The 23457-nt window shown below is 65.1% G+C and carries 22 protein-coding genes; all 22 read left to right on the top strand.

Features of this window, described 5'->3' with window-relative positions:
- Nucleotides 1–127: 127 nt before the first annotated feature.
- Complete coding sequence (gene fliE, locus QTH90_RS09350; RefSeq protein WP_286567012.1) at nt 128–445, top strand: flagellar hook-basal body complex protein FliE; 318 nt, start codon at nt 128–130, stop codon at nt 443–445.
- 256 nt (nt 446–701) lie between these two features.
- A complete protein-coding gene (locus QTH90_RS09345; RefSeq protein ID WP_286664177.1) occupies nt 702–2477 on the top strand; it encodes a FliC/FljB family flagellin in 1776 nt (591 codons plus the stop codon).
- Nucleotides 2478–2627: 150 nt separating this feature from the next.
- The gene (locus QTH90_RS09340; RefSeq protein ID WP_286664176.1) at nt 2628–2975 is read left to right on the top strand and encodes a flagellar protein FlaG; all 348 of its coding nucleotides are present in this window, start codon (nt 2628–2630) and stop codon (nt 2973–2975) included.
- Nucleotides 2976–3018: 43 nt separating this feature from the next.
- A complete protein-coding gene (gene fliD / locus QTH90_RS09335; protein WP_286664175.1) occupies nt 3019–4467 on the top strand; it encodes a flagellar filament capping protein FliD in 1449 nt (482 codons plus the stop codon).
- 22 nt (nt 4468–4489) lie between these two features.
- The gene (gene fliS, locus QTH90_RS09330) at nt 4490–4912 is read left to right on the top strand and encodes a flagellar export chaperone FliS (protein WP_286664174.1); all 423 of its coding nucleotides are present in this window, start codon (nt 4490–4492) and stop codon (nt 4910–4912) included.
- A 37-nt stretch (nt 4913–4949) separates the two neighbouring features.
- Entirely contained in the window at nt 4950–5282 is a 333-nt protein-coding gene (locus QTH90_RS09325; protein WP_286664173.1) for a flagellar protein FliT, read from the top strand.
- A 16-nt stretch (nt 5283–5298) separates the two neighbouring features.
- Nucleotides 5299–6588, top strand: coding sequence for a flagellar hook-length control protein FliK (fliK, locus tag QTH90_RS09320; protein WP_286664172.1), 1290 nt, complete (start codon nt 5299–5301; stop codon nt 6586–6588).
- Between the two features lie 11 nt (nt 6589–6599).
- Nucleotides 6600–6878, top strand: coding sequence for an EscU/YscU/HrcU family type III secretion system export apparatus switch protein (locus tag QTH90_RS09315; RefSeq protein WP_286664517.1), 279 nt, complete (start codon nt 6600–6602; stop codon nt 6876–6878).
- A gap of 573 nt (nt 6879–7451) precedes the next feature.
- Nucleotides 7452–7802: a flagellar transcriptional regulator FlhD gene (flhD, locus tag QTH90_RS09310; protein WP_286664171.1), complete on the top strand. Its 351-nt coding sequence runs from the start codon at nt 7452–7454 to the stop codon at nt 7800–7802.
- Nucleotides 7799–8407 carry a flagellar transcriptional regulator FlhC gene (gene flhC, locus QTH90_RS09305; protein ID WP_286664170.1) on the top strand — a complete coding sequence of 203 codons (609 nt, stop codon included), beginning with the start codon at nt 7799–7801 and terminating at the stop codon, nt 8405–8407. The genes flhD and flhC overlap by 4 nt, the downstream gene beginning before the upstream one ends.
- Nucleotides 8408–8476: 69 nt before the next feature.
- A complete protein-coding gene (gene motA / locus QTH90_RS09300; protein WP_286664169.1) occupies nt 8477–9337 on the top strand; it encodes a flagellar motor stator protein MotA in 861 nt (286 codons plus the stop codon).
- 17 nt (nt 9338–9354) lie between these two features.
- Nucleotides 9355–10287, top strand: a complete 933-nt coding sequence (gene motB / locus QTH90_RS09295) for a flagellar motor protein MotB (protein WP_286664168.1) — start codon at nt 9355–9357, stop codon at nt 10285–10287.
- A gap of 17 nt (nt 10288–10304) precedes the next feature.
- The gene (gene cheA, locus QTH90_RS09290) at nt 10305–12347 is read left to right on the top strand and encodes a chemotaxis protein CheA (RefSeq protein WP_286664167.1); all 2043 of its coding nucleotides are present in this window, start codon (nt 10305–10307) and stop codon (nt 12345–12347) included.
- A gap of 79 nt (nt 12348–12426) precedes the next feature.
- Nucleotides 12427–13764 (top strand): EAL and HDOD domain-containing protein, encoded by a 1338-nt coding sequence (locus tag QTH90_RS09285; protein WP_286664166.1) that lies wholly within the window; start codon nt 12427–12429, stop codon nt 13762–13764.
- Between the two features lie 63 nt (nt 13765–13827).
- Nucleotides 13828–14694 carry a CheR family methyltransferase gene (locus tag QTH90_RS09280; RefSeq protein ID WP_286664165.1) on the top strand — a complete coding sequence of 289 codons (867 nt, stop codon included), beginning with the start codon at nt 13828–13830 and terminating at the stop codon, nt 14692–14694.
- Entirely contained in the window at nt 14691–15353 is a 663-nt protein-coding gene (gene cheD / locus QTH90_RS09275) for a chemoreceptor glutamine deamidase CheD (RefSeq protein WP_286664164.1), read from the top strand. The genes QTH90_RS09280 and cheD overlap by 4 nt, the downstream gene beginning before the upstream one ends.
- Before the next feature lie 56 nt (nt 15354–15409).
- Nucleotides 15410–16435 (top strand): protein-glutamate methylesterase/protein-glutamine glutaminase, encoded by a 1026-nt coding sequence (locus tag QTH90_RS09270; RefSeq protein ID WP_444814714.1) that lies wholly within the window; start codon nt 15410–15412, stop codon nt 16433–16435.
- Between the two features lie 30 nt (nt 16436–16465).
- Entirely contained in the window at nt 16466–16852 is a 387-nt protein-coding gene (gene cheY / locus QTH90_RS09265; RefSeq protein WP_286664515.1) for a chemotaxis response regulator CheY, read from the top strand.
- Nucleotides 16853–16863: 11 nt separating this feature from the next.
- Nucleotides 16864–17505 (top strand): protein phosphatase CheZ, encoded by a 642-nt coding sequence (cheZ, locus tag QTH90_RS09260; protein WP_286664163.1) that lies wholly within the window; start codon nt 16864–16866, stop codon nt 17503–17505.
- A gap of 128 nt (nt 17506–17633) precedes the next feature.
- Nucleotides 17634–18776 (top strand): flagellar biosynthesis protein FlhB, encoded by a 1143-nt coding sequence (gene flhB, locus QTH90_RS09255; RefSeq protein ID WP_286664162.1) that lies wholly within the window; start codon nt 17634–17636, stop codon nt 18774–18776.
- Complete coding sequence (gene flhA, locus QTH90_RS09250; protein ID WP_286664161.1) at nt 18773–20869, top strand: flagellar biosynthesis protein FlhA; 2097 nt, start codon at nt 18773–18775, stop codon at nt 20867–20869. Before flhB ends, flhA begins: the two co-directional genes overlap by 4 nt.
- Nucleotides 20866–23448, top strand: a complete 2583-nt coding sequence (flhF, locus tag QTH90_RS09245; RefSeq protein ID WP_286664160.1) for a flagellar biosynthesis GTPase FlhF — start codon at nt 20866–20868, stop codon at nt 23446–23448. Before flhA ends, flhF begins: the two co-directional genes overlap by 4 nt.
- The last annotated feature ends 9 nt before the right edge of the window (nt 23449–23457 follow it).

The raw sequence follows: 23457 nt of genomic DNA, 5'->3' as shown, positions 1-23457 counted from the left end.
CAGCGGGGGGTTTTGCCGTCTGTTGACGGCTTGCATCGGGGTCTTCCCTTGGTACGCTGAAAGGACGACGGAGCGCCTGCGCGCTTCTATAGCAACCCTTAAGTTCACACGAAGAAGAGAGTCCCTCATGTCGATTGCCGCCATCGAGTCCGTCCTGCAGCAGATGCGGGTCACCGCGCTCCAGACCGGTTTTGCGCCCACGCAAGCCGCCCCCGCCGAGACAGGCGGCTTCGCGGCCGAACTCAAGCGCTCGCTGGACAACATCAGCACTGCACAGACCAAGTCCTATGCGCAGGCGGAGGACTTCGAACTCGGCAAGCCCGGCATCGCGCTCAATGACGTGATGGTCGATCTGCAGAAGGCCAACGTGGCGTTCCAGACCGGGTTGCAGGTCCGCAACCGGCTGGTGTCTGCATATCAAGAAGTCATGAACCTGCCGGCGTAGCCTGGAGCTCGCCCCCAGGCTGCGCGCACTTCGTGTCGCTTCGCCCACCCCCTGCCGGGGGCAACACCGGCGGCCCGGCGAAGCCGGTTCCGCGGTGTTCCAGGGCAAGACCGGGGTTTTTCAGGTTCCGCCCTAAATGTTTGACAAGGGTTGCCGATAACTAGTCCAACGATGGCTTGAGTCTCACGGAGAGTCCGGGTCCAGCGTTACGGCCAGAGGCCGGAAGTCCACAACCTTTGTCAAACAGGAGTCGAGCATGGCGCAAGTCATCAACACCAACAGTCTCTCGCTGCTTACGCAGAACAACCTCAACAAGTCGCAATCGTCGCTGAACACCGCGATCGAGCGTCTGTCTTCCGGCATGCGCATCAACAGCGCCAAGGACGACGCCGCCGGTCAGGCCATCGCGAACCGCTTCACGGCCAACATCAAGGGCCTGACGCAAGCATCGCGCAACGCCAACGACGGCATCTCGATCGCTCAAACGACCGAAGGCGCGTTGACCGAAGTGAACAACAACCTGCAGCGCATCCGTGAACTGTCGGTGCAAGCTGCCACGGGTACGAACTCGTCGACCGACCTCGACTCGATCCAGGGTGAAATCAAGCAACGCCTCGACGAAATCAACCGCGTGTCCGAGCAGACCCAGTTCAACGGCGTGAAGGTTCTCTCGTCCGATGCCGGCAAGCTGACGGTTCAAGTCGGTGCCAACGATGGCGAAACCATCGACATCGACCTGAAGGAAATCACCGCCAAGACCCTGGGTCTGGATGGCTTCAACATCAACGGCAAGGGAGTTTCCGCCAACAGCAAGGCCACGGTGACGAACCTTGCTGCAGCCGGCGGTGTGCAGCAGGCAGCACCAAACGCCAACGACTGGAAGGTCACGACGACCCACGCCAAGGCCACTTCGGCCCAAGTGTTTGACAAGCTGAGCAGCGGCGACGTCGTCCATCTCGACGACGGCACGAACCCTGCAGTCGACTACACCTATGACGCCGCCAACAAGTCGTTCTCGTTCACGGACAAGAGCATCACTGGCGCGGGCGCAACTGTCGCTGCGATCAAGACGGCCCTGACCGGCAACGCCGCGTACACGGACCTGACCAAGAGCATGAAGCCGACCAGCGGCACCAAGGCTGCGACGTACGAGTTCGGCACGGGCGACGTTGCGAACATCGAAATCGATGCAACTGGCAAGGTGTCGATCGGTGGTCAGGCCGCCTACATGGCGACGACCGGCGAACTGAGCACCAACGATTCCGGTTCCGCTACGCAGGCGACGATTGACGACGTGCTGGCATTCGTCGCATCGAAGCCGGCCGCCGGCTCGCCCAAGCTGAAGGTGGACGGCAAGGAATACACGGGTGCAGGTGTCGCCGGCACCAGCGGCACGCTTTCCTTCAAGAACACCGTTGCCAAGGACGCGCTGCTGAACGACTTCGTCAACAAGGCCGACACCACCGCCGGCGCTTCGACGATCACGCTGAAGTCGGGCCTGATGCAAGCGAGCATCGCCTTCGCCACCGGCGGCAAGTCCGCAAGCGCGACCTACGTTGACGGCGACGGCGCTTTCACGACGATCGCTTCCTACGACACGACCTACACCGTGGACCCTGACACCGGTGAAGCGACCGTCAAGAGCAACGACACGGCAGCAACCGCTGGCACGAAGTACGACGCCACGATCGGCGCAACGGCTTATGTCAACAGCGCCGGCAAGCTCACGACGGAAACCACCAGCAAGGGTGACAAGACCGTTGACCCGCTTGCAGCCATCGATGCCGCCCTCTCCAAGGTCGACGTCCTGCGCGGCAGCCTCGGTGCGGTGCAGAACCGTTTCGACTCGGTGATCGCCAACCTCGGCACCACCATCACCAACCTGTCGTCGTCGCGCTCGCGCATCGAAGACGCGGACTACGCGGTGGAAGTGTCGAACATGACGCGCGCCCAGATCCTGCAGCAAGCCGGTACCTCGGTGCTGTCGCAGGCCAACCAGACCACGCAAGGCGTGCTGTCCCTCCTGCGTTGATCAACTAGCAGATAACGAAAGGAATGCCAGGTCCCTCCCGCAAGGGAAGGCCCTGGCGGCGCCAGGCCCCCCGGCCTGCGCTGTGCCCTGCAGCCATGTCCCATGGCGAGGCTCCAGAGCACAGCGAATCCCGCAACCAAGGTGGAAATCATGTCGAACCCGGTCCCAGCCATTCCCGCGAAGGAAAGCCCATGGACGCAGCTGCTCGTCGGCCGCGCCGCGGGCCCGGCGTCGGCTGCCGCGGATGCGGTGTCGGAGCCGGTCGAGGAAGCGACCCCGACGCAGGTCGAGAACGCGGTGAAGGAGGTCAACGACTCGCTGGCCAGCCGCTCGATCAGCCTGCAGTTCGAGATCGACAAGGAGACCGACAAGGTCATCGTGAAGGTCGTCGACCTGACGAACGGCGAGGTGATCCGCCAGATTCCGAGCGAGGAAGTGATTCGCATCGCGAAAGTCATGGGCAAGGCGCCCGGGATCCTGGTGAGCCAGCAGGCCTGAATCACCGAGCCCACTCTTAGAACGCAATTTAGGAAACAACAAGATGGCAACGATCAGCAGCCTGGGCGTCGGCTCCAACCTCGATCTGAGTTCGCTGCTCACGCAGCTGCAGACCGCCGAGAGCCAGCCCCTGGTGGCCCTGGAGGCCAAGGCGAAGAGCTACACCAGCAAGCTGTCGGCCTACGGCACGCTGCAAAGCGCGCTCGGTGTGCTGCAGTCCGCCGCCCAGAAGCTCTCGGACCCGGCGCTCTTCAAGACCGTCACGGGCACGCCGACCGTGAGCGGCATCCTGTCCGCCTCGTCCACCGATCCGAGTTCGGCCGGCAACTACACCATCAACGTCTCCCAACTGGCGCAGGCGCAGTCGGCGATCACGGCGGGGCAGGTGAGCACCACGACCGCGATCGGCAGCGGCACGATCACGATCGACTTCGGCACCATCACCGGCGGCACGCTCAACACGACGACCGGCCAGTACAGCGGCGCCGGATTCACCCAGGACACGACGCGCACGGCCAAGCCGATCACCATCGACGGCACCAACAACACGCTGGCCGGCATCCGCGATGCGATCAACGCAGCGGACGCCGGGGTCACGGCCAGCATCGTCAACGACGGCAGCGGCGCACCGAACCGGCTGGTGCTTGTGTCCACGCAGACCGGCGAGGCATCCAGCATGCGCATCACGGTCGACGGCGATGCGGCGCTGCAGAACCTGCTCGGCAATGACCCGGCAGGCACGCAGAACCTGCAGCAGACCGCCGCGGCGCAGAACGCCAAGCTCAACGTCAACGGCATTGCGATCACCAGCGGCAGCAACACGGTGAAGGAAGCCATCCAGGGCACGACGCTGACGCTGGTGGGCACCGGGAACACCGGCCTGTCGATGAAGGCCAACACCACCTCGGTGTCGACCGCGATCAACGATTTCGTCAAGGCCTACAACAGCCTCCAGAGCACCGCGTCCAGCCTGACCGCGTACGACGCCGACACCCAGACGGGTGCCGCGCTGATGGGCGACACGACCCTGCGCAACCTCCAGACCCGCATCCGCCAGGCGCTCACGACGCCGCAGGCAGGTGGCCCCGACGACATGAAGGTGCTCACCGAGATCGGCGTCGGGTTCCAGAAGGATGGAACCCTGTCGGTGGACTCGACCAAGCTCGACAAGGCGCTCAGCACCAACCTGGAAGGCGTGTCGAAGCTCTTCGCCAGCGCCACCGGAAGCACTGCAGGCTACGGCAAGCAACTCGATGCGCTGGTAACCGACCTGACCAAGAGCGGCGGCACTCTGAAGGCAGCCACCGACGGCATCACCACGACGATCAAGGAACTCGACGAGCAGTACGACGCCATGCAGGCGCGCGTCGACGCCACGGTGGACCGCTACCGCAAGCAGTTCAACCAGCTCGACGTGCTGATCAGCAGCATGAACAGCACGATGAGCTACCTCACGCAGCAGTTCGAGGCAATGAACGCCAGCACCAAGTAAAGCCCAGCACGCGGAGCCCACGATGTACACCCCCCACACCTTCAGGACCGGTGCCGGTGCCTACGCACGCGTCGGCGTGGAGTCGGGCGTGATGAGCGCCACGCCGCACCAGCTCGTCTGCATGCTGTTCGACGGCGCGCACATGGCCATCGGGATGGCCCGCCATCACATGGCGCAGCGCGACATCGAAGGCAAGGGCAACGCCATTTCGAGGGCAGTGAACATCGTCGACAACGGCCTCAAGGCCGGCCTCGATGCCAAGGCGGCCGGCCCTGCCGGCGAGGAACTCGTGGGCAACCTGACCGCGCTCTACGACTACATCATCCAGCGACTTCTGTACGCCAACCTGCGCAATGACGCGCAGGCGCTCGACGAAGCCGATGGCCTTCTCGACAACATCGCTTCGGCCTGGCGCGAGATCGACGCCGGCGCAGCGCGCGTCTGACGCGCGCGCATTGAACAAGACAACCTGAAGAAACAACATGGCAACCCGAAGCGAAGTCGTGCATTGCTACGGTCAGCTGGCCTCGCGCGTCGCGCTCATGGCCGAACTGGCCCGTGCCAAGGAATGGGGGCAGCTTCCGGAACTCGAAGTCCAATGCTCGGCATTGGTCGACCGGCTGAAGGTGCTTCAGCCCATCGAGGCGCTGGACCCGGCGCAGTTCGAAGAGACACGTCGCCTGATCGAGCGCATCCGCGCCGACCAGGACGAGGTGTGCGGCCTGGTCAAGCCGCAGATCGAGCAGTTGATCGCGCGCATGTCGCACCTGAGCCAGCAGCGCAGCCTCGGCCGTGCCTACGGCCCGCCGCACTGAAGCGCACGGATTCGCCATGATTGGACTCTCCGGATTGATCGACAACCTGCTGGCTGCGAAGATTTCGCCGCGGCTGGACGTGCTCGCCATCAAGGGCGAGACCGAGGTCGGTGCGCCCGGACCGGTGTTGCAGGTGCAGAAGGTCGAGAACGACGTTCGCCTGCTGTCCAATGCCGCGCTCGATCGGCTGATCCCTGTCGGCCCTTCGGATGCGCCGCCCGCTGCGGGCGTGCGCCAGCCCTCCGAGGCCGACCTGTCGGTGGCGGCGCGTGTCATCAGCGCGGTGCTGTCGGATCTTCATGGCGATGCAGGCCCGGTGCGCGGCGCTTCGCCTGCGTGGCCGTCGTCCCGGCCGGCCCCGGCGGCGACGCTGGCGGGCGCACTGGCGCAGACAGTGTCCGACAGCGGCCTCTTCTATGAGTCGCACCTGGCCGAGTTCGCGACTGGCACGCGCACGCTGGCGCAACTGGCGCACGAGCCGCAGGCGCGCTGGGCTACGCCGCTTGCACAGCAGGCGATGGCGGTCGCTGCCGCATCGGCCGAAGTCTCGCAGCCGAACGCAACGAAGGACGCATCACCCGCAATGGCTGCGCCAGCCGCTGCGGCGGTGGCGGCCGATGGTCAGCAGGATGCGGCACCACCGATGGCGAACACGCCGGCCGGCACGCGCGGCGCGCAGTCCGGCCCGAACACAAATGATCCCGCGTCATCGCCAGGCGCGGCGCCGGCCGGCACGGAGGCGGACTTGCCTCCCGATGCCGCCCGTGTGCAGGCGGCGTACCGTTGGGGCGAAGCGCCGACGCCGGCCGCCGCGCACCCGTCGGCGCAGCGGGCCGAAGAAACCATCGCCGTTCGCCACGCGGCGGCCGCCGTTGCATCTGGTGCGGCGACTCCCGCGCAACCCGCCGAAGTGGTCCATCCACAAGCCATCGCGCTCGTGCACCAGCAACTCGACCTGCTGGCGACGGCGGTCTTCCGCTGGAGCGGCGAGGCCTGGCCCGGCGTCGCGATGAACTGGACGATCGAAAAGGAAGCCGCCGACTCGCTGGACGAAGGCTCGGTCGAGGACAGCCCGCGGCGCTGGTCGACCACGGTCTCGATGAGCCTCCCTCGGCTTGGCGAGGTGGTGATGCGGCTGAGCCTCGCTGGCTCCGGACTGCAGGCCAGGCTGGCGGCCGGCGAGCCCGGCACGGTGGCGGCATTGCGCGCGGATGGCGACGCGCTGGTCAAGCGCCTGGAGGCCGCGGGCTTTCGCATGCAGGACCTGCAAGTGGCGCCGAAGGCGCCGGCGGAGCACACGTCGTGAGCGCGGCGCCCATGGACGATCGGCAGAGCGCGGTGGCGCTGTCGCATGCCGACAAGGACCGGGCGCCGGTGGTCGTGGCCAAGGGCTACGGCGTCGTGGCCGAGTCGATCATGCGCGAGGCCAGGCAGAACGGGCTCTACGTCCACGCCTCGGCGGATCTGGTCAAGCTGCTGATGCAGGTCGATCTCGACCAGCAGATCCCGCCCCAGCTGTACCGCGCGGTAGCCGAGGTCATGGCCTGGATTCACGGGCTCGAGAGCCGCGCCGCGACGGAGGGGCTCCATCCATGAAAAATTTCACGCCTGGGGATTTGAATGAACTCTTTGGTTTCATTGTCTATGAATCTTCATTGAGTTAGGCGCCAGGAAATTAATGCTTTGTGTTTCAGTTTTTTCTTAATACTTTTTAAATCATCAAATTGAACGGCGGTGCCTATTTCGATGTAACTAATTAGGATTGCTTTGTAGGTCGCTTTCAAGGGGATGTCAGATAAGTCTCACTTTGCGGGACTGCTCATGCGGCTCTGCAACAATTGTTAAAAATTGTGTATAGACTTCGGTCTTGATTGAATGGAGAACAGCGGGATGTCAGAAGGCAAGCCATTATCCGGACCCCACATTCAGGTGGTTGTCCGAATGGATTGCAGTCAAGACAATCAACTGCTTGCGGCAGGTGAATTATTGATGAGGGTTGCAATTCCAAATGGAGCAATTCTATTTAATCGCCGGATTGCTTGCTCCGCTGCTCGGTAAATCAGGATTCTTTGGGAATTGAATTCGAGCAGAACGGCTTGGTCAATTCGCCAAGACGACTTTCAAGTGTTTCATGTGTGTGAACTGCACATATATAGATTGGGGTTCAAAGTGGAAATCGAAAACAATGGTGATGTAGGCGGTCATGGCGACGTCTCGAAAGAGATCGGCGACATCAACCTGGCCTACATGCTGCTCGCGCAGAAGCTGGCGAAGCAGGACCGCGCCGCGGCCATGTACCGCCTCGGCGTCGGGCGCGAGCTGGCCGATCTGCTGGCCAACATGTCCCTGACGCAGATCGTCAAGCTGGCCACGTCCAACTTCCTGCTGTGCAGCTTCCGCCTCGAGGACCACCCGATGTTCGCGGTCTTCGGCGAAGGCAAGGACACCGCGCTGCAGCAGGCGCACATGTCGATCCTGATGGCGGCGCGTCAGACCCGTGAAGCGGAAGCCGTGGCATGACTGTGAAGAGCGTACTCGGCGAGGTCCGGCAGGTCCAACTCGCCGTCGAATTGATCGAACTCGGCGCCCGGCTGCAATTCCTGGAAGCGGAAGTCGGGCTGAGCCGGGAGCGGCTGATTCGCCTCTACAAGGAATTGAAAGGCGTCTCGCCGCCCAAGGGTCTGCTGCCGTTTTCAACCGACTGGTACATGACATGGCTGGCCAACATCCATTCGTCGATGTTCTACAACCTGTACCGGTTCATGCTGCGCGAGGCGAACGAGCCTGAATTGCAGGCGCTGATCAAGGCTTACCGGCTCTATTCGGAACAGATCACGGCCCACGGGGGCGAAATCGTGCTGGATTTCACGCGCGCTTACACGATGGTCCGGTTTTTTGACAGCGACATGCTGCAACTGAGCACCTGCAGCCGCTGCGGAGGACATTTTGTCGCCCATGCGCACGATCACCAGCACGGCTATGTCTGCGTGCTGTGCCGCCCGCCTTCCCGGGCGGGCAAGGTGCGCGCGCCGAAACGCGGCGACGAAGCGGCCAAGGCCCCATTGGTCGCCGAGCCTCCGGCCCTGGCCGCGCATTCCGCGCTGGGCGCCAACGTAATTCGCTGAAATACGGCAGTTTGTCTCAATTCGCTAATTTTTTGATTTGACGCCTGAGGGCAAAAAAAGGGGACTCGCGTGCTCGTGCTGGTTGGATATCTTGTGGTGGTGGGTGCCGTGTTCGGGGGCTATGGCCTCATGGGCGGTCATTTCGGCGTCCTGTTCCAGCCGGTCGAGTTGCTGATGATCGGAGGCTCCGCGCTGGGCGCCTTCATCGCGGGGAACAACGGCAAGACCATCAAGGCGACGATCAAGGAACTGCCGCTCCTGCTGCGCTCGTCCAAGCACAACCGGCAGCTCTACATGGACCTGCTGGCGCTTCTGTATGAACTCCTGGCCAAGGCGCGCAAGGAGGGGATGATGAAGCTGGAGTCCGACGTCGAGAGCCCGGGCGAAAGCGAGATCTTCGGCCGCTATCCGACCATCATGGCCGACGCCGGCGTGATGGAGTTCCTCTGCGATTACCTGCGCCTGGTCATCAGCGGCAACACCGACGCCTTCGAGATCGAAGCGCTGATGGACCACGAGATCGAGACCATCCGCCACGAGGCCGAGATTCCGTCGCACAGCCTCGCGCGCGTGGCCGACGCATTGCCCGCGCTGGGCATCGTGGCCGCGGTGATGGGCGTGGTGCACGCACTGGGCTCGGCCAATCTGCCGCCTTCCGAAATGGGTGCGCTGATTGCGCACGCGATGGTCGGCACCTTCCTCGGCGTGCTGCTGGCCTACGGCTTCGTGACGCCGCTGTCCACCGTGATCGAGCAGAAGGTGGAAGAGGGGATGAAGGTCTACCAGTGCGCCAAGGTCACGCTGCTCGCGAGCCTGAACGGCTATGCGCCCCAACTGGCCGTGGAGTTCGGCCGCAAGGTGCTCTTCTCGACCGAACGTCCCACCTTCACCGAACTGGATGACCACGTTCGGGAAGTCAAGGCGCGCTGAGCGCCGGGGTTGACAGCATGAGCGCAGAGAAGCATCGCGTCATCGTCAAGCGCGTCGCCGGGGGCGGCGGCGGGCACCATGGCGGCGGCTGGAAGATCGCCTACGCCGACTTCATGACGGCCATGATGGCGTTCTTCCTCGTGATGTGGCTCCTGTCCATCTCGACGCCGAAGCAGCGTGAAGGCATCGCCGAACATTTCCGCATGCCCTTGAAGGTCGCCCTGCACGGCGGCGACAAGAACAGCCTGAGTTCCAGCGTGATCCCCGGTGGCGGACCCGATCCCATCCAGGTCGAAGGCGAAGAGAAACTGACCGAAGCAGAGCGCGAGGAAATGGCGGATGCCGCTCGCCTCGCCGACATGAAGAAGCGCCTCGATGCGCTCATCGAGAACAGCCCGGTCTTCAAGCAGTTTCGCTCGCAGATCCTGATCGACATCACCACCGAAGGCCTGCGCCTGCAGATCGTCGACAGCGACAAGCGCCCCATGTTCGACCTCGCGAGCGCGAAGGTCGTGCCGCACATGCGCGCGATCCTGCGCGAACTGGGCCCCTCGCTCAACGACCTGCCCAACCGGATCACCCTGTCGGGGCACACCGATGCACACGTCTACACCAACGGCGACAAGGCCTACGGCAACTGGGAACTCTCCGCCGACCGCGCGAATGCATCGCGGCGCGAGCTGATCGTGGGCGGCATGACGGAAAGCAAGGTGCTGCGCGTCGTCGGCCTGGCCGACAGCATGCACCTGGACAACGCCGATCCACGCAACCCGATCAACCGCCGCATCAGCATCATCCTGCTCAACCGCCAGACGCAGGAGCGCATCGAGCGCGAGAACAGTGGCGCGGCCGCCACCCCCGCCGCACGGATCGGCGCACCGCAACCCTCAACGCCGGACGGCAACAACGTGAAGTTGACGTCATTCAAACCATCGGCGCCGACGCAGTAATACCGAGACCTACAAAGATGGACCTCAGTCAGTTTTCCCAAGCATTCTTTGTCGAAGCCATCGAGCTTCTGGCGCAGATGGAGCAATTGCTCCTCGAACTCGATGTCGAGTCGCCGGACAGCGAACAGCTCAACGCCATCTTTCGTGCAGCCCATTCCATCAAGGGCGGTGCGGCCACTTTCGGCTTCACCGCGCTGACGGAAACGACCCACCTGCTGGAGACCCTTTTGGACCGGGCGCGCCATGGCCAGTTGAGCCTGAGCGGTCCGATGATCGATGCCTTTTTGGAAACGAAGGACGCCTTGCAAGAACAACTCACTGCCTACCAGGCTGGCAAAGAACCCGAGCCTGAACGAGTCGCGCACATCTGCGCCGTGCTTCAACAACTCGCGCTCGAGAACGACGACGGCGCGTCGGCGCCCGCACCGGCGCCAGCTCCCGTGACGGTCGCAGCGCCCGCGCCTGTGGCCGCAGCGGCCGGCGGGCAGGGTGCCTTGCGCATCCGCTTCTCGCGCCTGTCGGACAGCGAATGCGATCTGCTCGCCGACGAACTCGGCAACCTCGGCAAGATCCTCTCGCGCACGCGCAGCAACGACCAGTTGACCGTGGTGCTCGAGACGACCTGCGATCCCGACGCGATCATCGCGGTGTGCTGCTTCGTCATCGACGAGTCGCAGATCGACATCACGCGCGAATCCGCGGACGCGGCGCCCGCTGAGGCAGTGGCCGCAGTGGCCGCGCCGGTGCCGGCACCCGCGGCGCCTGCCCCTGTCGAAGCGGCGGGCAAGCCGCAAGCCTCTCCTGCATCGCCCGCCGCAGCCGCGGCGCCCGGTGCGAAGGAGTCCAGCTCGATCCGCGTGGACGTCGAGAAGGTCGACCAGCTGATCAACCTGGTCGGGGAACTCGTCATCACGCAATCCATGCTCACGCAGGCGGCGACCATGCTCGACCCCGTGGCCTACGAGCGCTTCCTCAGCGGCCTCGGCCACCTGGAGCGCAACGCACGCGACCTGCAGGAATCGGTGATGTCCATCCGCATGATGCCGATGGACTATGTCTTCAGCCGCTTCCCCCGCGTGATCCGCGACGTCAGCGCCAAGCTCGGCAAGCAGGTGCGCCTGGACACCTTCGGCAAGGAGACCGAACTCGACAAGGGCCTGATCGAGCGCATCGTCGACCCGCTGACGCACCTGGTGCGCAACAGCCTCGACCACGGCATCGAGACGCCGGACATCCGCCTCGCGAAGGGCAAGGAAGCGACGGGCCAGCTGCTGCTGTCGGCGCAGCACCACGGCGGCAACATCGTGATCGAGGTGAGCGACGACGGCGCGGGGCTGAACCGCGAGAAGATCCTCGCCAAGGCCATGCAGCAGGGCCTCAACGTCAGCGAGTCGATGCCGGACGACGAGGTGTGGCAACTCATCTTCGCGCCGGGCTTCTCGACGGCGGAGCAGATCACCGATATCTCCGGCCGCGGCGTCGGCATGGACGTGGTCAAGCGCAACATCCAGGAGATGGGCGGCCACGTGGAGATCCAGTCGCGCGGCGGCCATGGCACCACGACGCGCATCGTGCTGCCGCTGACGCTGGCGATCCTCAACGGCATGTCCGTCAAGGTCGGCAATGAGGCCTACATCCTGCCGCTGAGCTACGTGATCGAGTCGCTGCAGCCGCTGCCGGAGCACCTGCATTCGATCACCAGCGACGGGCATGTCATCAAGGTGCGCGGCGAGTATCTGCCCCTGATCGAGCTGCACCGCGTCTTCGACGTGTCGGGCGCGCAGGTCAACCCCACGCAGGGCATCCTCGTCATCGTGCAGGCCGACGACGCGCGCTTCGCGCTGCTGGTCGACGAACTGCTCGGCCAGCACCAGGTCGTCGTGAAGAACCTGGAGACCAACTACCGCAAGGTGCCTGGCATCTCGGCTGCAACGATCCTCGGCGACGGCAGCGTGGCTTTCATCATCGACGTCGGCGCCATGCCGCGCATCCAGCGCGCGCAGGCGGCGAGCAGCGCGGCCCTGGCCGGCGCATCGCGAATGGAACCGATCGCGGCCTGAAAGGCTTTCCACCAGCAATGCCCCGTACATCCTGCAGCGACGGGGTGATGGATACCAGCTTCAGACGGAGACATTTGCAATGCGGTTCGACTTTTTCAAGCGCCAGGGATCAGCCGGCGAATCCGTCCCGGCCGAGGGCGCCGAGCCGGTGATGGCGTCGCCGGCACCGGCGGATGAGACGCTGGCGCCCCAGGGCGCCAACGGCTTCGTGACTTATGCCCTGCAGCTGGACGCCCAGAAGCGCGTCAGGGGCTACAGGATGGCCTGGCGCGTCGCCGCCGGCAGCCATGAGGCGCCGGACACTTCAGCGCAGTTCAAGGCGCTGCTGTCCTGCGTGTCCAAGCATCTCAACACCGGCAAGGGTTGGCGGCTCGGGCGGCTCGTGCTGTTTCTCGACGTCACGGTCGACGCGCTGTTCCAGAGCGAGCTTCAGGCCCTGCCGCCGGAGAACGTCGTGCTGTGCATGGGCCTGGACGACCTGATGGATGCCGATACGCGCTCGATGCTGATGTTCCTCCGCGAGCAGGGCTTCGGCTTCATGCTGTGCAATGCGCAGGCGCTCCCGCGGGACCCGGCCCTGCTGGAGGTCATCACGCATTTCGACGTCGGCAGCGGCGACAAGGAACTGGTCGCCAGCATTCGCGACGAGCGGCGGCCCGAGCAGGCGCCCGTGCAGCTGATCGCGACGCGCATGGACAGTTGGGAGGATTTCGAGGCCTGCGCCGCGCGCTACGTGGATGTGTTTGTCGATGGCGGCCATCCGCCGCCGCCTGTCGAGAAGGGCGCCGACATCCTGCAGCCCGAGTCCATGCTGATCGTGCGGCTCATGCAGATGATCCAGCGCAACGAGGACGTGCGCTCCATCGAGTCGGCTCTCAAGCGCGATGCCGCGTTGACCTACCGCCTGCTGCGCCACATCAACTCCCCGGCCATCGGTGCCGGGGTCGAGATCACCTCGCTGCGCCATGCGGTGGCCATGCTCGGCTATTCGCCGCTGTTCCGCTGGCTGTCGCTGCTGCTCGCCACGAGCAACAAGGCGAGTTCGCCTTTCATGATGAAGAAAGCCATCATGCGCGGCCGCTTCGTCGAGCTGATGGGCCACGGCATGCTGCCCCGCAGCGAGGCCGACAACCTTTTCGTGGTGGGCATGTTCTCGCTCATCGATCAGCTGCTCGGCATCTCGATGCAGGAGGTGCTCGCCAAGGTGCAGCTCGCCGAGTCGGTGCAGCAGGCGATCCTGGAACGGCGCGGTGTCTACGCACCGTTCCTCGCGCTGGTGGAGGCCTGCGAGACGGGCGCCGACCCGGCGGCGCGTCTCGCGGAGGCGCTGTTCGTCAGTGCCGAGCAGGTGAATGCGGCGCATCTCTCGGCCATGGTGTGGTCGCAGGAAGTCAGCGCGGTCGAGGCCGGCGACTGAGCATGCGTCCCGATATGCAAGCCTTTTGTCCCGTTGATCGAACCATTGGAAAAGAGGCTCCCTATGTACATTGAAAGCCATGCACCGACCTTGGCCGTGAACTCCGAATTCCTCTTCACCGACAGCGATTTCTCGAAGATCCGGACGCTCATCCATCGCCGTGCGGGCATCGCCCTGGGCGAGCAGAAGCGGCAGATGGTCTACAGCCGGCTCTCGCGCCGCCTGCGCGAGCTGCGGCTGCCAGAGTTCTCGACCTACCTCGAACTGCTGGAGTCGCGGCAGGACGGCGACGAATGGCAGTCGTTCATCAATTCGCTGACGACCAACCTGACCTCGTTCTTCCGCGAGGCCCATCACTTCCCGGTGCTGGCCGAGCATGTGCGCAAGGCGCAGCAGCCGGTCACCATCTGGTGCGCGGCCGCATCGACGGGCGAGGAGCCGTATTCGATCGCGATCACGCTGATCGAGGCGCTCGGCGATCGCGCGAGCTCCGCCAGGATCATCGCGACCGACATCGACACGGCAGTGCTGGCCAAGGCCTCGGCGGGTGTGTTCACCGCCGAGCAGGTCGGCCGTCTTTCGGCCGATCGCCTGCGGCGTTTCTTCAACAAGGGCACGGGTTGCAATGCCGGCAAGGTGCGCATCCGGCCCGAGGTCGCGGCCATGGTGAAGTTCTCGCGGCTCAACCTGCTCGATCCTTCGTGGTCGGTGAAGGAACCGGTGGACGCGATCTTCTGCCGCAACGTGATGATCTATTTCGACAAGCCGACGCAGAAGAAGGTGCTGGACCGCTTTGCGCCGCTGCTCAAGACCAATGGACTGCTGTTCGCCGGCCACTCCGAGAACGCCTCGCTCGTGAACCAGACCTTCAAGCCGCTGGGCCATACCGTCTACGAGCTGGCGCGAAGCCCGGTCAAGGGTTCGGCATGAACGCAGCGGTGCCGGGATCGGTTGCGAACCATCACTATTTCGACCGCGATGTGGGCAGCATGGCGGTCAAGCTGCTGCCGTCCGAGTACTACGTCACCACGACCGACACGGTGCTGACCACGGTGCTGGGCTCGTGCGTCTCGGCCTGCATCGTCGACATCGACAACGGCGTCGCGGGCATGAACCATTTCATGCTGCCCGAGGATGGCGAAGCCACTTCACGGGACCAGACCGAGTCGATGCGCTACGGCGCCTACGCGATGGACGTGCTCGTCCGCGAAATGATCCGCTCCGGCGCGCGCCGCGAGCGGCTGCAGGCCAAGGTCTTCGGCGGTGCCGCGGTGCTGGCCAACATGACCACGCTCAACATCGGCGACCGCAATGCGGACTTCGTGCTGCGCTACCTGAGCGCCGAGCGCATCAGCGTCGCGGCGCAGGACTTGCGCGGCCAGCATGCGCGCCGCGTGTGCTTCATCCCGGCGAGCGGCAAGGCGGTGGTGCGCAAGCTGCGCGGCCAGACCGACGTGCAACTGATTCAGCGCGAGGAGGGCGAACTGCTGCGCAAGCTCACCACCCGGCGCGCAACCTTCGGCCCCCAGGTGGGCTACACCGCTGTCGGCGAGGCCACGCCCGCGGCCAAAACCAAAGGAAGCTGGTGAGCGCGAACAAGATCAAGGTGCTGTGCGTCGACGATTCGGCGTTGATACGCAGCGTGATGACCGAAATCATCAACAGCCAGCCCGACATGACGGTGGTGGGCACGGCGGCGGACCCGCTGGTCGCTCGCGACCTCATCAAGGTCACGAACCCCGACGTGCTGACGCTTGACGTCGAGATGCCGCGGATGGACGGCCTCGAGTTCCTCGAGAAGCTCATGCGGCTGCGGCCCATGCCGGTGGTGATGGTGTCCTCGCTGACCGAGCGCGGCTCCGAGATCGCACTGCGCGCGCTGGAGCTGGGCGCCATCGACTTCGTGACCAAGCCGCGGCTCGGCGTGCGCGACGGCCTGCTGAACTACACGGAACTCATCACCGGCAAGATCCGCACGGCATCCGCAGCCCGGCTTCTGCCCTCACGCAGCGGTGCTGCGGCCAGGTCGTCGGCCGATGCGCCGCCGGAAGCGCTGCTGCGCAGCCCGCTGCTGAGCACCGAGAAGCTGATCATCATCGGCGCCTCCACGGGCGGCACCGAAGCGATCCGCGAGGTGTTGCAGCCCTTGCCGCCGGACAGCCCGGCAGTGCTCATCGCGCAGCACATGCCGGCGGGCTTCACGAAGTCCTTCGCTCAGCGGCTCGACGGGCTCTGCCGCATCACGGTGAAGGAAGCGGAACACGGGGAACGCGTGCTCCCGGGCTATGCCTACATCGCGCCCGGCGCGTTCCACCTGTCGCTTGCCCGCAGCGGGGCCAACTACGTCGCGCACCTGGACCAGGAGCCGCCGGTGAACCGGCATCGCCCGTCGATCGACGTGCTGTTCGATTCGGCCGCCAGGCACGCCGGCAAGAACGCCATCGGAATGATCCTCACGGGCATGGGCAAGGACGGCGCCGAGGGTCTGCTGCGGATGAAGAAGGCGGGTGCCTTCACGCTGGCGCAGGACGAGGCGAGCTGCGTGGTCTTCGGTATGCCGAAGGAAGCGATTGCATTGGGCGCCGCCGACGAGGTGGCGCCGTTGGGAGAGATGAGCCGGCGCGTGCTGGCCCATCTGCGCACTTTCGGTGCGCGGACGAATCGGGTTTGAACGAACTGTTTTGGAGTGAGAGATATCGTGATCGACAAGAGCATCAAGATTTTGGTTGTGGACGACTTCCCGACCATGCGCCGCATCGTGCGCAACCTTTTGAAGGAACTCGAGTTCCTCAACGTCGATGAGGCCGAGGACGGCGCGGCCGGCATCGAGAAGCTGCGCGGCGGCAACTTCGGCTTCGTGGTCTCGGACTGGAACATGCCCAACATGGACGGCCTGACGATGCTGCAGACCATCCGCGCCGATCCGGAGCTGAGCAAGCTGCCCGTCCTGATGGTGACGGCCGAGGCCAAGAAGGAAAACATCGTCGCAGCGGCGCAAGCCGGCGCGAACGGCTATGTGGTCAAGCCCTTCACCGCCGCGACGCTGGAAGAAAAGATCACCAAGATCTTCGAAAAGCTGAACAAGTAAGAAGGCATGCCATGAGCCAACACTCCTCCGAGGCCGAACACGGGAATACCGCCGAGCAGTTGCTGGGCCGCATCGGGCAGCTGACGCGTCAATTGCGCGAAGGCATGCGCGAGCTGGGCCTGGACAAACAGGTCGAGAAGGCCGCCCAGGCCATTCCCGGCGCGCGCGACAGGCTGAACTACGTCGCCGAAACCACCGAGCGTGCCGCGCATCGCGCGCTCAATGCCATCGATGTGGCGCAGCCGCTGCAGGAAGGCCTCGCGACCGATGCCAAGGGCCTGAGCCGGCGCTGGGACGAATGGTTTGCCAACCCCATCGAGCTGGACCATGCGCGCGAACTGGTGATGGACACGCGCGGCTACCTGAAGGACGTGCCGGAAAAGGCCGGCGCCATCAACTCGCAGTTGATGGAGATCCTCATGGCGCAGGATTTCCAGGACCTGACGGGCCAGGTCATCAAGAAGATGATGGAAGTGGTCAACGAGGTCGAGACGCAGCTGCTGCAGGTGCTGATCGACAACTCGCCGGCCGAGAAGCGCCAGGAAATCAGCAGCAACAACCTCATGAACGGTCCTCAGATCGTCCCGGGCAACCCCGAGGCCGTGACGGATCAATCGCAGGTCGACGACCTGCTGGCCAGCCTGGGTTTCTAGGAGGCCGAGTCGCTCCTATTGGGTGAGAAGGAGGGCGATATCGCTCTTGATCGGCCGATTGTTCCGGCCCTCCGAATCCAATAATCAGTCATGAGCAGGCATCCTTCGCCGATGCTCCTGGAGCATGAATGGCTGAGGAAAGCGATCTCGAAAAAACGGAACCCGCCTCCGAGCGACGCCTGGAAAAGGCGCGCGAAGAAGGCAACGTAGCCCGCTCGCGCGAGCTGACCACGCTGGTCATGCTGGGCACCGCCATCGGCGGCTTGTGGTTCACGGCCGAGTCCCTCGGCAGCACGATGAGTGCCGCAATGCGGCGCGGACTGCACTTCGAACGTGCCGCGGTCTTCGAGCCGTCGCAGATGATGGTCCATACCGGCTATCTGGCACTGCAGACGCTCATGGCCATCGCACCGTTCTTCGCGATGATGGTCGTGGCCGCAGTGGTCGCGCCGCTGATGCTCGGCGGCTGGCTGTTCTCGGGCAAGGCCGTCTCGCCCAAGTTCGGCAAGCTCGAGCCTTTCGCGGGCATCGCCCGCATGTTCTCGACGCAATCGCTGGCCGAACTGATCAAGGCGCTGGCCAAGTCCGCACTCATCGGCGGCGTGGCCTACCTCGTCATTTCGAACAACCTCGAAAGCATCATGCAGCTGATGGCGCTGCCCGTGAGCGCCGCGCTGCCGCAGACCATCATGCTCATCGGCCGCGACTGCGCGCTGATCGCGGCAACTCTGGTGCTGGTGGCCCTAGTCGACGTGCCCTGGCAACTGTGGACCTACTACAAGAAGCTGCGCATGTCGCGCGAGGACGTGCGCCAAGAGCACAAGGAAAGCGAAGGCGATCCGCACATCAAGGCGCAGATCCGCCGCCAGCAGCAGGCGATGGCCAAGCGCCGGATGATGGCCGAGGTTCCGAAGGCCGACATCGTGGTGACGAACCCCACCCACTTCGCGGTGGCGCTCAAGTACGTCGACAGCGACATGCGCGCGCCGCGCGTGATCGCCAAGGGCACCGACCTGGTGGCGCAGCGCATTCGCGAGATCGCCGAAGCCAACCAGGTCGCGATTCTCGAAGCGCCGCCGCTCACGCGTGCGCTCTACAAGCACACCCGGCTCGGCGACGAAATTCCGTCGGGCCTCTACACCGCAGTGGCCGAAGTGCTCGCGTGGGTCTACCAGCTCAAGCGCTGGAAGGACGAAGGCGGCGATGAGCCGCGCACGCCGAAGGACCTGCCCATTCCCGAAGCGCTCGAATACTCCCTGACGCCCGCATGAACTCCCTTGCAAGCCTGATGCGTCTGCCGACGCAAATGTTCTCCGGAAACCAGTTCAAGGGACTGGCGGGGCCGATCCTCATCATCATGATCCTGAGCATGATGGTGCTGCCGCTGCCGCCCTTCCTGCTGGATCTGCTGTTCACCTTCAACATCGCGATGTCGGTGATGGTGCTGCTGGTGAGCATGTACACGATGAAGGCGCTGGACTTCGCCGCCTTCCCCGCGGTGCTGCTGTTCTCCACCTTGCTGCGCCTGTCGCTCAACGTGGCTTCCACGCGCGTGGTGCTGATGCACGGCCACACCGGGCCGGATGCCGCGGGCAAGGTGATCGAGGCCTTCGGGCACTTTCTCGTCGGCGGCAATTTCGCGGTCGGCGTGATGGTGTTCATCATCCTCGTGCTCATCAATTTCATGGTGATCACCAAGGGCGCGGGGCGCATCGCCGAAGTCGGCGCGCGCTTCATGCTCGACGCGATGCCCGGCAAGCAGATGGCGATCGACGCCGACCTGAACGCAGGGCTGATCGGCGAGGACGTTGCGCGCAAGCGCCGCACAGAGGTCGCGCAGGAGGCCGACTTCTACGGCTCCATGGACGGTGCCAGCAAGTTCGTGCGCGGCGACGCGGTCGCGGGCCTGCTGATCATGGTCATCAACATCATCGGTGGCCTGGTGGTCGGCGTGGTGCAGCACGGGCTGGACTTCTCGACGGCGGGCAAGACCTACACACTGCTCGCCATCGGCGACGGCCTGGTCGCGCAGATCCCGGCGCTGGTGATCTCGACGGCAGCCGGCGTGATCGTCTCGCGCGTGACGACCGACGAAGACGTCGGCAGCCAGCTGACGGGCCAGCTGTTCTCCAACCCGCAGGTGCTGTTCCTGACGGCCGGCATCATCGGCCTGATGGGCATGATCCCGGGCATGCCGAACCTGGCCTTCCTGCTGATCGCGGGCGGCCTCGCATGGCTGGGCCGCGGGCTGCTCCGCCGCAAGCCGCAACAGGCCGCAGCAGCGCAGGCGGCCGCCGCGCAAGCCGCCGCGACGCCGGCCACCGAGACGGCCGAGGCCACTTGGGACGACATCGCGCTGGTCGACCCGCTGGGCATGGAAGTGGGTTACCGCCTGATCCCGCTGGTGGACCAGTCGCAGCAGGGCGAACTGCTGGGCCGCATCAAGAGCATCCGCAAGAAGATCGCGCAGGACATCGGCTTCCTGGTGCCGGTGGTGCACATCCGCGACAACCTCGAGATCAAGCCGAACACCTACGTCATCAGCCTGAAGGGCGTGGAGATCGGCCGTGGGGAGGCGTTTCCGAACCAGTGGATGGCGATCAACCCCGGCCAGGTGTCCGGCACCTTGCCCGGCACGCCGACGAAGGACCCGGCATTCGGCCTTCCCGCCGTCTGGATCGACAGCAACATGCGCCAGCAGGCGCAGATCTATGGCTACACGGTGGTCGATGCCTGCACGGTGATGGCGACGCACCTGAACCACCTGATCCAGACGCACGCCGCCGAACTGCTCGGCCGCCAGGAAGTTCAGCAGCTGCTCGACCAGATCGCCAAGACCGCGCCGAAGCTGACCGAGGATCTGGTGCCGAAGATCGTGTCGCTCAGCACGCTGCACAAGGTGCTGCAGAACCTGCTGGACGAAGAGGTGTCGATCCGCGACATGCGGACCATCCTCGATGTGATGGCCGAGCACGCGCCGACCATCAAGGACGCCACGGAGCTGACCACGCTGACGCGCCTGGCCCTGGGCCGCGCGATCACGCAGCAGCTCTTCCCGGGCGACGCCGAACTCCAAGTCATCGGTCTCGACGGCTCGCTCGACAGCGTGCTGCAGCAGGCCATGACCAACAGCAGCGGCATCGAGCCGGGCCTCGCCGACAGCCTGCTGCGCCAGACGCAGGCCGCCATTGCGCGGCAGGAGCAGATGGGGCTCGCGCCCGTGCTGGTCGTCCAGCACGCGTTGCGCGTGCTGCTGTCGCGCTTCCTGCGGCGCAGCCTGCCGCAACTCAAGGTGCTCTCCCACGCGGAGATCCCTGACTCTCGCAACATCAAGATCACCGCCACCATCGGAGGAAGAGTTTGAGCATTTCTACAGACGTGCGGACTACGGCCCGCAAATTCGTCGCGGCCACCAGCCGCGAAGCCCTGCGCCTCGTTCGCGAGGCCCTGGGTGCCGAGGCCATCGTGCTGACCAACCGTGCTCTCGCCGATGGCGTGGAGATCGTGGCGATGGCCGAAGGGGATGTGACGCAGGCGCTCAGGAGCGCCGAGCCGATGACGCCGGTCGTGCCAGCGCGGCCGGTGGCAGCGATTGCGCCAGTGATGGCCGTTGCCGCTGCGGTGCCCGCGACACCGGTCGTACCGGTGGCCCCGGTGGCGCCCGCTGCACCCGTTGCACACATTGCGCCCGTGGCGCCTGTGGCATCCGCTGCACCCGTGGCACCCGTGGCACCCGTGGCACAGATCGCCCCGGTCGTTCCACCGAAGCCCGTTGCGACAGCACCGGCACAGGAACCCGCAGCCCACACCGACACGGTTCTGAACGAACTGCATTCGATGCGCGGAATGATCGAAGAGCAACTCGCCAGCCTCGTGTGGAACGACAAGCAGCGCCAGGACCCCGTGCGCGGCCGTCTGCTGCGTACGCTGCTCGGCGCCGGCTTCAGCGCGAAACTGTCCAAGGCGCTGCTGGAAAAGCTGCCGACCGGGCAGACCTACGCGCAGGGCATGGCCTTCGCGCGCTCGGAGCTGATCCGCGCGGTGCCGGTGCATGAGGATGAAGACGCACTGCTCGCACAAGGCGGCGTGTACGCACTGATGGGCCCGACCGGCGTCGGCAAGACCACAACCACCGCCAAGCTCGCGGCCCGCTGCGTGATGCGCTTCGGCGCCGACAAGCTCGCGCTGGTGACGACCGACAGCTACCGGATCGGCGCCTATGAGCAGCTGCGCATCTATGGCCAGATTCTCGACGTGCCTGTCTACGCCGTGAAGGATGCGGCCGACCTGCACCTGGTGCTGCAGGATCTGCGCGACAAGCACATGGTGCTCATCGACACGGTGGGCATGAGCCAGCGCGACCGCGCCGTCTCCGACCAGATCGCGATGCTGTGCACCAGCCATCGCCCGGTCAAGCGCCTGCTGCTGCTCAACGCGACCAGCCATGGCGACACGCTCAACGAAGTGGTGCATGCCTACCGCCACGGCGGGGGCGGTAGCGAACTCGCGGGCTGCATCTTCACCAAGGTCGACGAGGCCACGCATCCGGGCGCGCTGATCGACACCGTGATCCGCCATCGTCTGCCGGTGCACTACATCTCCAGCGGCCAGAAGGTGCCGGAGAACCTGATGCCCGCCGATCGCGCGCAACTGGTGGACAGTGTGTTCCAGCCGCGCCGTCACAACCCGCTGTTCGTGCCTGCAGAGGCCGACATGCAGGACGAGCCGGCAGGTGCTGCGCCGTCGGCGCAGGTCGTCCAGGCGCAGGCCGAGGCCGAGCGGCTCCGCGTGCAGTACCAGAACCTCATTCGCGCCATGGCGCATGACGCGCAGGAACTGGCGACCGCGGCTGGAGCGCTCGCGGGTGCGCAAATCGGCTTCGAAAGCGCACGCCGCCTCTGGCGCCATGCGGGCGAGGAGGACATCGGCCACAAGGCGGTGCTGCAGGACCTGATGGTGCATGCCCGCAGCGAGATCGCGGCCGGCTGCGACCAGCACGTTCTCGCGTTGTGCGGGCAGGTCGGCCTGCGTTCCAACGAGGGCGGCGACGCGTATGAATGCCAGAGCAGTCTGCTGCTGTCCGACCGCAGCGGCTCGCCGCTCTCCGCGCCGAACCAGTGGCTTTCCACCGCTGCGACGCGCGGCGGCAGCGATGCGCGTCGCAAGCCGGGCATGCGGCAAGTGCAATGGCTGCGTCAGCAGGATTTCGGCAAGGCGCTGGTGCACGTTCTGCCACGGCTGCCCGCCATCGAGTTCATGGCCGAATGGCAGGCGCAAGGCCAGAAATGGCTGGCCCGCGTGCCGGGTTCGACCGGTGTCGTCGATCCGCACACCGGCGCATCGAGCGCGCTGGCGCGCAGGGACTTCGATTTCGGCGAGACGCATCCTGTCCTGTTCCGCGGCAAGCCGGCGCTCCAATCCGAGGCGCATGCCGAAGTGATCCTGCGGGCCGGTGCCGACAACGCCGCACTGCCTGCGTTGCGCTGTGTCGTCACGCGCGTGCTGGACGAGCGCAGCCAGAAGATTCTTGCGCAGGGCTATCTGCTGACCAACGTCGGCACGCAGGTCACGGCACGGCAACTGGCGCAGTGGCAGGGATGGGCCGCCGAGGCGGACCCGTGCTTCCGCCTGATCCGCCAGGGCGTGCAGCTCGTGGGCGGCATGGGCGAGCTGGGCGACCCGAACATGATGAAGCGCCTGCTGATCGCCGGCCAGGTGACCACCACCGTGTGGCGCCTGCTGCAGGCCAACGGCGAGTGGGCCGACCGCACGCGCATGCTGCTCAACCAGTTGACCGGGCGGCCTGTGCGCTCCAGCCGGCCTCTCACCGGCAATGCCTTGTACGTGGGCGTGAGCAAGCTCTTCCTGCTGCTGGAGGCGTTGGGAACCGAATCGACGGCGCCGACGCAGCAGCCAGCCAGGGCCCTGGAGCAGCAGGATTGAGGAGGCGCA

The organism is Variovorax flavidus (genome assembly GCF_030317145.1).
Taxonomy (GTDB): Bacteria; Pseudomonadota; Gammaproteobacteria; order Burkholderiales; family Burkholderiaceae_C; genus Variovorax; species Variovorax flavidus.
Note: the sequence above shows the minus strand (reverse complement) of the source record. Positions and strands in the feature narration are given on the sequence as shown.